Source organism: Natronomonas sp., from assembly GCF_036625485.1.
Classification (GTDB): Archaea; Halobacteriota; Halobacteria; order Halobacteriales; family Haloarculaceae; genus Natronomonas.
Genome location: NZ_JAZKTR010000094.1, coordinates 1 through 9,855 on the forward strand (window position 1 = coordinate 1; position 9,855 = coordinate 9,855).

Annotated in this window: 11 protein-coding genes, 1 tRNA gene and 1 pseudogene; 6 read left to right on the plus strand and 7 right to left on the minus strand. The window is 66.3% G+C overall.

Annotation, left to right across the window (positions count from 1 at the left end; translation table 11 throughout):
* Both V5A53_RS09905 and V5A53_RS09910 read left to right on the plus strand, forming a co-directional pair.
* Positions 1 to 224: pseudogene (locus V5A53_RS09905) on the plus strand (hypothetical protein); the annotation flags it as partial.
* A gap of 249 nt (positions 225 to 473) precedes the next feature.
* Positions 474 to 881, plus strand: coding sequence for a DUF7475 family protein (locus tag V5A53_RS09910; protein WP_332313445.1), 408 nt, complete (start codon positions 474 to 476; stop codon positions 879 to 881).
* 85 nt (positions 882 to 966) lie between these two features.
* Here V5A53_RS09910 and panB read toward each other — a convergent pair whose 3' ends face one another.
* On the minus strand, positions 967 to 1,773 hold the full coding sequence (panB, locus tag V5A53_RS09915; protein ID WP_332313446.1) for a 3-methyl-2-oxobutanoate hydroxymethyltransferase: 807 nt from the start codon (positions 1,771 to 1,773) through the stop codon (positions 967 to 969).
* A gap of 115 nt (positions 1,774 to 1,888) precedes the next feature.
* On the opposite strand from panB, the gene V5A53_RS09920 reads away from it, so the two are divergent.
* On the plus strand, positions 1,889 to 2,131 hold the full coding sequence (locus V5A53_RS09920; RefSeq protein ID WP_332313447.1) for a DUF5822 domain-containing protein: 243 nt from the start codon (positions 1,889 to 1,891) through the stop codon (positions 2,129 to 2,131).
* Here V5A53_RS09920 and V5A53_RS09925 read toward each other — a convergent pair.
* The 3 genes from V5A53_RS09925 to V5A53_RS09935 form a co-directional block, all read right to left on the minus strand.
* Positions 2,098 to 2,625 carry an HAD family hydrolase gene (locus V5A53_RS09925; protein ID WP_332313448.1) on the minus strand — a complete coding sequence of 176 codons (528 nt, stop codon included), beginning with the start codon at positions 2,623 to 2,625 and terminating at the stop codon, positions 2,098 to 2,100. The two genes, V5A53_RS09920 and V5A53_RS09925, sit on opposite strands and share 34 nt — an antisense overlap.
* A complete protein-coding gene (locus V5A53_RS09930; RefSeq protein WP_332313449.1) occupies positions 2,622 to 3,032 on the minus strand; it encodes a hypothetical protein in 411 nt (136 codons plus the stop codon). The genes V5A53_RS09925 and V5A53_RS09930 overlap by 4 nt, the downstream gene beginning before the upstream one ends.
* A 99-nt stretch (positions 3,033 to 3,131) precedes the next feature.
* Entirely contained in the window at positions 3,132 to 4,667 is a 1,536-nt protein-coding gene (locus tag V5A53_RS09935; protein WP_332313450.1) for an SLC13 family permease, read from the minus strand.
* Between the two features lie 112 nt (positions 4,668 to 4,779).
* On the opposite strand from V5A53_RS09935, the gene V5A53_RS09940 reads away from it, so the two are divergent.
* A complete protein-coding gene (locus V5A53_RS09940; RefSeq protein ID WP_332313451.1) occupies positions 4,780 to 5,199 on the plus strand; it encodes a DUF2267 domain-containing protein in 420 nt (139 codons plus the stop codon).
* A gap of 78 nt (positions 5,200 to 5,277) precedes the next feature.
* Positions 5,278 to 5,727: a universal stress protein gene (locus tag V5A53_RS09945; protein ID WP_332313452.1), complete on the plus strand. Its 450-nt coding sequence runs from the start codon at positions 5,278 to 5,280 to the stop codon at positions 5,725 to 5,727.
* A gap of 8 nt (positions 5,728 to 5,735) precedes the next feature.
* Here V5A53_RS09945 and fdhF read toward each other — a convergent pair whose 3' ends face one another.
* From fdhF to V5A53_RS09960, 3 genes are all read right to left on the minus strand, one after another.
* Positions 5,736 to 7,784 (minus strand): formate dehydrogenase subunit alpha, encoded by a 2,049-nt coding sequence (gene fdhF, locus V5A53_RS09950; RefSeq protein WP_332313453.1) that lies wholly within the window; start codon positions 7,782 to 7,784, stop codon positions 5,736 to 5,738.
* A gap of 61 nt (positions 7,785 to 7,845) precedes the next feature.
* Positions 7,846 to 8,973 carry an acyl-CoA dehydrogenase family protein gene (locus tag V5A53_RS09955; RefSeq protein WP_332313454.1) on the minus strand — a complete coding sequence of 376 codons (1,128 nt, stop codon included), beginning with the start codon at positions 8,971 to 8,973 and terminating at the stop codon, positions 7,846 to 7,848.
* 106 nt (positions 8,974 to 9,079) lie between these two features.
* On the minus strand, positions 9,080 to 9,592 hold the full coding sequence (locus tag V5A53_RS09960) for a transcriptional regulator (protein ID WP_332313455.1): 513 nt from the start codon (positions 9,590 to 9,592) through the stop codon (positions 9,080 to 9,082).
* A 173-nt stretch (positions 9,593 to 9,765) separates the two neighbouring features.
* On the opposite strand from V5A53_RS09960, the gene V5A53_RS09965 reads away from it, so the two are divergent.
* Positions 9,766 to 9,850: transfer RNA gene (locus V5A53_RS09965), tRNA-Leu, on the plus strand.
* Positions 9,851 to 9,855 lie beyond the last annotated feature (5 nt).

The following is a 9,855-nucleotide window of genomic DNA, read 5'->3' on the forward strand; positions in this document are numbered from 1 at the left end:
ACGGCCAAGAGGAGGTCTACCTCGTCGTCGGCGGCGAGCAGGCCAACGACGCCGAGGAGACGGGCGAGCCCGAACTGACGGTTCGGCTCGGTCCCGAGGACGACCACGAGGCGGAAGTGACGCTTGGACCCGGCGAAGCCATTCGGGTCAGCCCCGAGACGCAACGGCAACTCCACAACCACAGCGATGGGCGCGTTCGGGTGGTCATCGCCGGCGCGCCGTAGAAATGTATGGGAGTCACGTTCCGGCACCGGGACGACACACGTCGCACGCCATCGCCGAACGACGCGATATCGGTCAGAACTGGCGTCCTGTATACGAGGCGTCGATTCGACACTGGACAGCCGACCCCCCGCTTAACGATCCATTGTCAATCGGTGCCTGATAGACACTCGTCCAGTTCGTCCAACCGCTGCTACTGATTCGACAATCACACCAATATCATCTTTATTTATCCGTACGACATCTCGCATATGTGTGCGACCCGAACGACGGAGACAGGGCAGTTGTTCAATCGTCCGTCCGACCCCATCGGTTACGTCGCAGTCCTCGCAGCGCTCGTAACGGGCGTGTTACATCTGTTGGCGTCGACGAATGCCGTCCAGTTCAGCCTGGTACTCGGCGTCCTGTTCGTTCTCAACGGGCTCGGGTTCATCGGCGGGGCGATGCTATACCTCACGCGGTATTGGCGGCGGTGGCTGTTCCTCGTCGCAGCGCTCTACGCAGTCGCGACGATTCTCGCGCTCTTCCCGGTGCAGGGATGGGGCGTAGAAGCCTTCTACATGAACGGCAGCCTCAATCCGCTCGCAGTGGTCACCAAAGCCGCCGAAGCGATACTGGCCGTCTCGGCGGTCTATCTGTACAGTAAAGCCGATAGGTAGGACGGGACCCTCGCCGTTCAACACGAACTCGTGAACACGGCTCGGGGCCGGTAGACTCGGGCGACGGCGCCGCGACCGCCCCGTCTTAATAGACGTCCTCGATTTCCTCCTCGTAGTGGCTGTGTTCCTCGGCGGGGAACTCCCCGCTTTCGACCGCCTCGGCGTACGAGGAGATCGCGTTCTGCATCTCGCTTCGCACGTCGCCGAAGGCCTTCGAGAAGGGGGCGGTTCCCTCGGAGAGGCCGGTGACCTCGTCGATGACGAGTACCTGCCCGTCGCAGTCGGGGCCGGCGCCGATGCCGATGGTGGGAATCGAGATGGCGTCGGTCACCTCGCTGGCGAGGTTCGCGGGGACGTGTTCGAGGACCAGCGAGAACGCGCCGGCGGCCTCGTGTTCGCGGGCCAGATCGAGGATGCGCCGGGCGGCCTCGGGGTCGGTGCCCTGCCGGAAGAGGCCCGTTTCGTTCTCCCGCTGGGGCGTGAGGCCGAGGTGGGCCTGTACGGGGATGCCGAGGCGGGTGAGTCGCCGCGTGAGGTCGACGGTGTGGGGACCGCATTCGAGTTTGACGGCGTCGGCGTGGGCCTCCTTGAGCATGCGACCGCAGTTCTCGATGGCGTCGCCCTCGTCGGCACCGTAGGAGAGGAACGGCATGTCGGCGATGACGAGGGCGTCGTCGGTGGCGCGGGAGACGGCGGCCGTTCGGCTGGCCATCTGGTCGACGGTGACGGGTAGCGTCGAATCGTGACCCATCTTGACGTTGCCGACCGAATCGCCGACCAACACCATGTCGATGCCGGCCTCGTCGACGAGTTCCGCCGTCGGCGCGTCGTAGGCCGTCAGCATCGTTATCGGCTCTTCGCCGGCCTTCGCGCGGATGTCCTTCGCTCGCATGGCATCGAATCAGTCGCGCGGGGGGTTAAACGCTATCACTCCATGTGAATCGGTCAGGGCCACGTTCCGGCGTCGAATCGTAACGGCTTACCGGGCGACACCCACATATCGGAGTATGCCGACCCGCGTCGAGACGACCGACCCCGAAGGGGTCGACTACGGCTGGGTGATGCAGACGACGTTCGTCCTCACCATCGTCGTCGGCGCGCCCGTCATCGCCCTCCTCTCGATTTTCGTCACACTACCGACGTGGGGCCAGCGGGTCGAGTTCGCAGTTCGCGTCGGCGCCGTCGTGTGGCTCTGTATCGGCGTGCCGGTCTTTCTCTACGCGCGAAGCCACTCCGAGACGTCGACGTAGTCGGTGCCGGCACGTTCGGCTGTCTTGTGATCCGTATCGCTATCGCCGATGAAGAGCGTCCCCGCGGGATCGCCGCCGAGACGCTCGACGGCCTCCAGCAGGGGTTCGGGGTCGGGTTTCTCGGTCGCGAGGGAATCCCGACCGACGACGGCGCCGATACCGTCGATATCGTGGGTATCGAGCGCGATTCGACACGCCTCCTCGGCGTTGAGCGAGCAGACGGCGACGGGTCCCTCGGGGACGGTATCGGCCGCGGGCAGGCGCTCGGAGTCGCGGGCGCCGTCGCGTTCGTGGCTGGCGATGACCCGTTCGACGGCCTCGCGGGCGCCGTTCTCGTCGGCGGCCTCGAGCATCCCCCAGAGGCTATCCGGCGGGACGATATCGCGCTCTTCGAGGACGGTCGCGACCTCTCGGGCGACGACGTCCCACTCGACGGCGAGACGGACGAGCGTTCCGTCGAGGTCGAAAACGACCGTGTCGTGGTCGTGGTTCACGCTTGCATCTCGGCCTCGACGGTAGTAACCAGTTTCGTCACCGGCGCGTCCGGAGCAACCGAAAAGAAGATCCCCTGTTTCTCGCTGACGACGCGGGCGGCGACGAGACTGCCCATGTACGTGACGAAGGCGCGGACGCCTTCCGGGTCGCGGAACAGTTCCTCGAAGAGGTCGTGTTCGCTGAAATCCAGGTGGACGTAGGAGTGGATCTCCTCGAAATGCTCCTGGCGGTGGTCGGTGTCGGCATAGAGACCCTCGACCCGCGGATCGACGTAGACCGTCTGGAACGTCTCGGCGTCGTAGACGGCGCAGGTGAAGACGTTCTCCGCTCCGATAGCCTCCCTGGCCGCCGACAGCGCGGCGTCGGCATCGAAATCGACCACGTCACTCCGTCCATCACCCGGCATCGTCCCCCATTCCGTTCTTCCTCCGGTTAATATTACGGGTGGGTTCGGAATCGGACACCCGAGAGTAGCCCCAGAACCGGTGGCAGGCCAGCGTCGGTACTAGCCCGCGATTCCGAGGGCTATCGGCAACCACAGGTAGGTGAGTGCGACGATAGCGAGGATGCCGAGCAGGTTCAGCCAGAAGCCGGTCGTCGACATCTGCGGGATGGTCACGTAGCCACTGCCGAAGACGACCGCGTTCGGCGGCGTCGCAACCGGGAGCATGAACGCCATCGAGGCCGCAAGCGAGACGGCCGCCATCAACGTGAGCGGCGGCACACCGAGCGTCAGCCCGAGGCTGATCATTATCGGCATGAAGACCGTCGCCGTCGCCGTATTCGAGGTCACTTCGGTGAGGAACACGACGACCGTCGCGACCGCGAGGAGGAGCACGACCAGCGGCACGCCCGCGATACTGGCCAGTCCGTCGGCGATGAGCGCGTCAAGCCCACTCTCCTGAAAGCCGTTGGCCAGCGAGAAGCCGGCGCCCAGAAGCACGAGTACACCCCACGGCAACCGTGCGGTGTCCCGCCAGTCCAGAAGGAACTCCCGGTTCCGATAATCGACGGGGACGACGAACAGGAGGATACCGCCGACGACCGCGACGACGGTGTCCGTAATCGCCGGAAACACCGGCTGAAGCACGAACGGCCGCAGAACCCACCCGGCGGCGACCGCCACGAAGACGGCGAGGACGCGGCGCTCGCCGCGGGACATCGGTCCCAGTGCGTCCCGCTGTGCCCGGATGAGGCGCTCGATGCTGCCCTCCTGTGGGAGTTCGGGGGCGAAGCGGACCACCAGCACCAGCCACGCCAGCAGCAAGAACACGACCGAAAGCGGCGCTGCGAACACCAGCCAGTCGAGGAAGGTGATCTGGACGTCGAGGCGGGATGCTGCGACGCCCGCAAAGACGGCGTTCGGCGGGCTTCCGATGAGCGTCGCCACGCCGCCGATGGAGGCACTGTAGGCGATGCCGAGCATCAACGCCAGCCCGAAGTCGGTCGCCGGGCGTTCCTGGGGGTCCGCCCCCGTCCCCGCGACGAGCGTCCCATCGGGGGCGTCCGGCGCGTCGTCGGTGGTGTCGCCGTCCCGTCCGCCGACCGTCCCGACCGAGACGATGACGGCGGTCCCGATGGGCACCATCAGCATCGCCGTCGCGGAGTTCGAGATCCACATCGAGAGGAACGCCGTCGCGACCATGAACCCGAGCAGGAGTCGGTCGGCCCTGACACCCACGAGACTCACGATGGTGAGCGCGATACGCCTGTGGAGACCCCAGCGCTCGATGGCGAGCGCGAGGAGGAATCCACCGAGCAGCAGGAAGACGACCGGGTCGGCGTACGGCGCCGTCGCTCCCGCGACGCCGACGACGCCGGTCACCGGAAAGAGCACGACGGGCAAGAGACTCGTCGCCGGAATCGGAATCGCCTCGGTCACCCACCAGATGGCGATCCAGAGCGTACTCGCCAGCGCCGCGTTCGCCGATGGCGCGATATCGAACGGTCGAAGCAGCAAGAGGACGGCGAACACCGCCGGTCCGAGCGGTAGCCCGATCCGCTGGCGGGTGACCCGTCCGGCGAGTGCGTTCCGTCGCATGTCGTTCCGAAGCGACGTTCACGCCCCACCCTCTTGGGCGTTTGCGAGACTGGGAATGATAGGGGATAGTTATCACACTTCAAGTCGTAGTTCCAAACGGAGGAGCCAATCCATGAACTTCGACGAATTCACTGGCGAGGTCCAGCACCGACTCGAACTCCCGGCGACCGGCGAGGCCGTCCGTGCGATTCGGGCGACGTTGATGACGCTCGGGCAGCGCATTCCGGAGGGGAACGCGGAGGATTTCGCGGCCTCGCTCCCGATGGAAGTCAAGTGGTACATGACCGGTGCCGTCCACGAGCACGGCCAGCGGTTCGACTGGTCGGAGTTCGTCGAGCGGGTCGCCGAGATCGAGGGCGTCGACCGGCCGGACGCGGCCTACCACGCGCAGGTCATCATGGACCTGACGAGTACGCTCGTGCCACCCTCGGACCTGCGACAACTGCGGGACATGCTCCCGGAAAGCGAGGACGACGAGAACTGGGGGAAGCTCTTCACACTCGTCGACGCCGACGACGGGGACGAAGCCTGAGCGGGATACCCGGGCGACGTCATCGACCGAACGTCCCCGTCGGATAGCTACTTACGCCCGTTGCTGCTACGAAACCCCATGTACGACCAAATCCTCGTCGCGACGGACGGCAGCGAAAACGCGGCCGACGCCATCGACGAAGCCGTCGCGCTCGCCGACGCCACAGGCGCGACTCTCCACGGCATCTACGTCATCGAGACGCGGACGGCCTACGATAACGCCATCGTCGACCCCGAAGAGGTCGAGCAAGCCCTCCGCGAGGACGGCGAGGAGGCGCTTGCGGTACTCGACGAACGAGCGGCCGAGGCGGGTATCGAGGCCGAAACCGCGATTCGGAAGGGCGTCCCCCACGAGGAGATCCTCGACTACGCCACCGACCGCGGGATCGATCTCATCGTCATCGGCGCGACGGGACGGTCGGCGTTCAAGACGGTGCTGCTCGGAAGCACGGCCGAGCGGGTGCTTCGACAGGCGGCGATTCCGGTCCTCGTCGTCGGCACCGAGGGAGACGAGGCTCCCGACGAGTAGCGGCGACGTCAGGAACCGTCCACCGTCACCTCGACCCTGACGGCGCTGTGTTTGTATTCGGGTATCTTCGAGACCGGGTCAAGCGTATCGCCCGTGAGCCGATTGATGAGGGGATCGGCGTAGTGGAACGTCGCGAAGACGGTCCCGCGTCGGATCGCCGGCGTGACGTCGGCCGCCATGGAGACCTCGCCGCGGTCGTTCCCGACTCGAATCGTGTCCCCATCGTCGATGCCGCGAGCGTCGGCGTCCTCGGGATGGATCTGGAGGACGTCCTCGCCGCGCATCCGCACGAGCGTCCCCGACCGGCGGGTGAGCGCGCCGCTGTTGAAATGCTGGAGGACGCGACCGGTCGTGAGGACGAGTTCGTCCTCGGCGACGGGGTCGACCGGGTCGACGTGCTCGACCGCCCGGAGTTGGGCCGTCCGGCTTCCGTCGGCGAACGTCTCGGTATGAAGGACGTCGACGCCCTCGTCGGCGTCTTCGGGGAAGGGCCAGCGCTGGCTGTCCGTGCCGATGTCCGCGTAGGACATCCCCGCATACTGGGGAAGCACCCGCCGGAGTTCCTCGAAGACCGCCTCTGGGCCCTCGTAGTCGAAGTCTCGGTCGGTCAGTCGACCGCCGAGTTCACACAGGACCGACAGGTCACGCCGAGCCTCGCCCGGCGGGTCGGTGTTCGGGCGCATCCGCATGACCTGCCGGTCGGTGTTGGTGACGGTGCCGGCCTTCTCGGCCCACGCGCTGCCGGGCAGGACGACGTCGGCGTGTTCGGCGGTTTCCGTCCGGAAGAGGTCGAGGACGACGAGACAGTCGAGTCGGTCGAAGCAGTCCCGGACGCGGTTCGCGTTGGGTTCGGTGACGGCGGGGTTCTCGCCGAAGACGAACGCCCCGTGTATCGACTCGCCGAAAGCGTGGGTCATCTCCACCTCCGTCAGGCCGGGTGTCGCCGGCGGCGAAAACCCCCAGACGTCGGCGGCCGCCTCGCGTGCCTCGGCGTCGGTCACCGGTCGATAGCCGGGCAGTACGTCGGGCAAGGCGCCGACGTCACCGGCGCCCTGCACGTTGTTCTGGCCGCGAAGCGGGTTCACGCCGGCGCCACGCTTCCCGACGTTCCCGGTCAACAGCGCGAGGTTGAGCAGCGCGTGGACGTTGTCGGTCCCGCAGTGGTGCTGGCTCATCCCCATGCCCGTGATGATGGCCGCCCGGTCGGCCTCGGCGTAGGTTCGTGCGGCCGCCTCGATATCGGCCGGGTCGACGCCCGCGAGTCGGGCGTTTTCCTCGACGTCGACCCCCTCGAGCGATTCGCGGAACGCCTCGAACCCCTCGACGCGGTCGGCGACGAACGACTCGTCGACGAGGCCCTCATCGAGGATGACCTTCGCGATGGCGTTGCAAAGGGGGATGTCGAACCCCGGCTTCACCGGGAGATGGAGGCTCGCTTCAGACGTTGTATCGGTCTCTCGGGGGTCGACGTGGATGAGGTCGGCCCCGTCTCGAATCGCCGGCAGGAGGTACGACCGGAAGATGATCGGGTGCTGTTCGGCAGGATTGGCACCCGCGACGAGGAAGGCGTCGGCCTCTCGGAGGTCATCGAGGGAGTTTGTCATCGCGCCGGCGCCGAACCGCTCTCCCATCGCGGCGACCGTCGAGGAGTGACACAGACGGGCGCAGTTGTCGACGTTGTTCGTTCCGAGGGCGCGCGCGAGTTTCTGGAGGACGTAGTTCTCCTCGTTGGTGCAATTCGACGACGCGAAGAAGCCGAGTGCATCGGGGCCGGATTCGGCGACGATTCGTGAAAAGGACGACTCGATGCGGTCCAGCGCCGCCTCCCACGTCGCCTCGACGAGGTCACCATCCTCGCGGACCAGCGGCCGCGTCAGGCGCTCGTCGTGGTCGACGATCTCCCACGCGGCCGCTCCCTTCGGACAAATCTCCCCGCGCGTGTTGACGGGGCCTTTCCAGCCGGTCGCCTTCCCCGATTTCGGGTTGTACGTGATTCCGCAACCGACCCCACAGTACGGGCAGATGCTCTCCTCGGGTTCGGCGCTGCGGTCAGTCATAGCCCGACTTCGTCGGGCCGGACTATCAGTATTGGCTCGCTAGCGATTCCTGCGGCCCGTCCTATCCCAGCAGTTCGCGGGCGATGACCTTCTTCTGAATCTGGGTCGTTCCCTCGTAGATGGTCGTGATCTTGGCGTCCCGGTAGAGCCGTTCGACCGGGAAATCGGTCGTGTAGCCGTAGCCGCCGTGGATCTGGATCGCCTCGTTCGTCACGTCCATCGCCGCCTCGCTGGCGAAGTATTTGGCCGTGCTGGCCGCCAGCGACGGCGGGTCGTCCCCGTCGAGGCCGCGAGCAGCCTCGTAGGTCAGCAATCGGCCGGCCTGCGTTTTCGCGTGCATCTCGGCGAGTTTGTGCCGGATGGACTGGATATCGGCGATGGGCTGGTCGAACTGCTCGCGTTCCTGGGCGTACTCCTGAGCCAGATCCAGCGCCGACTGAGCGAGGCCGACCGACTGGGCGGCGATGCCGACCCGGCCGCCGGTCAGAATCGAGAGGGCGGCCGAGAGGCCACGACCCTCATCGGTTAGCTGGTTTTCCTTCGGGATACGCACGTCATCGAAGGTCAGCGTCGTCGTGTCGCTGGCCCGGAGGCCGAGTTTCTCCTCCTTCTTGCCGACGTCGAGGCCGTCGGCGTCCTTCGGAACCACGAACTGGGTCACCGTCCGGGGGTCGTCGGCATCCGTCTTGGCGAACAGGATGACGACGCCGGAGCGCTCGCCGTTGGTGATCCACTGTTTCGTGCCGTTGATGACGAACTCGTCGCCCTCGGGGCGGGCCTCGGTAGACATCTCGGCAGGGTTCGACCCGGCATCGGGTTCCGACAGGGCGAAGGCGCCGACGGGTCGGCCCTCGACCATCTCGGGGAGCCAGCGTTCTTTGTGTTCGTCGTCGCCGAACTCCGCGATGCACGACGTCGCGAGACAGTGGACTGACAGCGCGGTCGCGACCGCCAACTGACCGTAGGCGACCTCCTCGTTGACGAGTGCGTAGGTCAGCCCGCCGACGTCGAGGCCGCCGTACTCCTCGGGGACGGTCATCGCCGTCAGTTCGAGGTCGGCGAGGCCGTCCCAGACGTCCTCGGGGAAATCCTCGTGTTCGTCGGCCTCGCGGGCGGTCGGCCGTATCTCTTCGAGCGCGAACTCCCGAACCGTCTCGCGGATGGCCTGCTGCTCGGGGGAGAGGTCCATACCTTCGCATACGGCGGGTTCGGCAAAAACATAGGGTAATATGTGCTCGTGTCGCTCAGGCGAGTGCAGTCCGACCCCGAGCGCCGAGAAGTGATACCGGCCGTCGTTACTCGTCGGCCAGTTCGATACCGAGTTCGTCTTCGAGGGCTTCGATGAGCGACCCGCCGACGCCGGCGCGGGCGGCCCGGCCCTGTTCGACGGCGACGATGTCCTCCTCATCGACGCCGAGTTCCTCGGCCAGTTCGTCGGTCTGGAGGCCCGCGTCCTGTCGGGCCTGCTCGGCGCGGTCGCCGTAGCCGCGGACGAGGTAGGGAAGTGGGTCCTCCTCGTATTCGGTGTCCTCCTGCCAGTCGGAGTTGACCTTCTGGGCGTCGTCGAGTTTGGCCATGTTCTGTGCGGCCTTCTTGCGGCGGTTCGTCTCCTCGCGGCCGTCGCCACCGGACGTCGCGCCGCCCGAGCCGCTGGAGCCACCATCGTCGCCGTGACGGGCACACTCCGAGCAGACCTGCAGTTCGGCGCCGGCGACCGTCGCCGTCTCAAGCGAACGGTCTTCGGCACCACAGAGTTCGCAGGCACCGCCGGAGTCGCCCCCGACACCGCCGGTCGAGTATTTCGCCATACACGTTATGAGTGGAGGTGTCTACTTCAACTGTGCGGAAGCGCAGGCCATGCAACTAAGGCCGACGGACTGCGCGTCGTACCGCCCCATGCGAATCGCTCCCCCTCGGCGGCTCAAAGGAAAGCCCTTTTATTGTGCGCCGGGTTACGACTGAGTGCAGACAGACACACCGTGCGTGGGTAGCCAAGCTAGGCCAACGGCGCAGCGTTGAGGGCGCTGTCCTGTAGAGGTCCGCCGGTTCAAATCCGGTCCCACGCACTGCC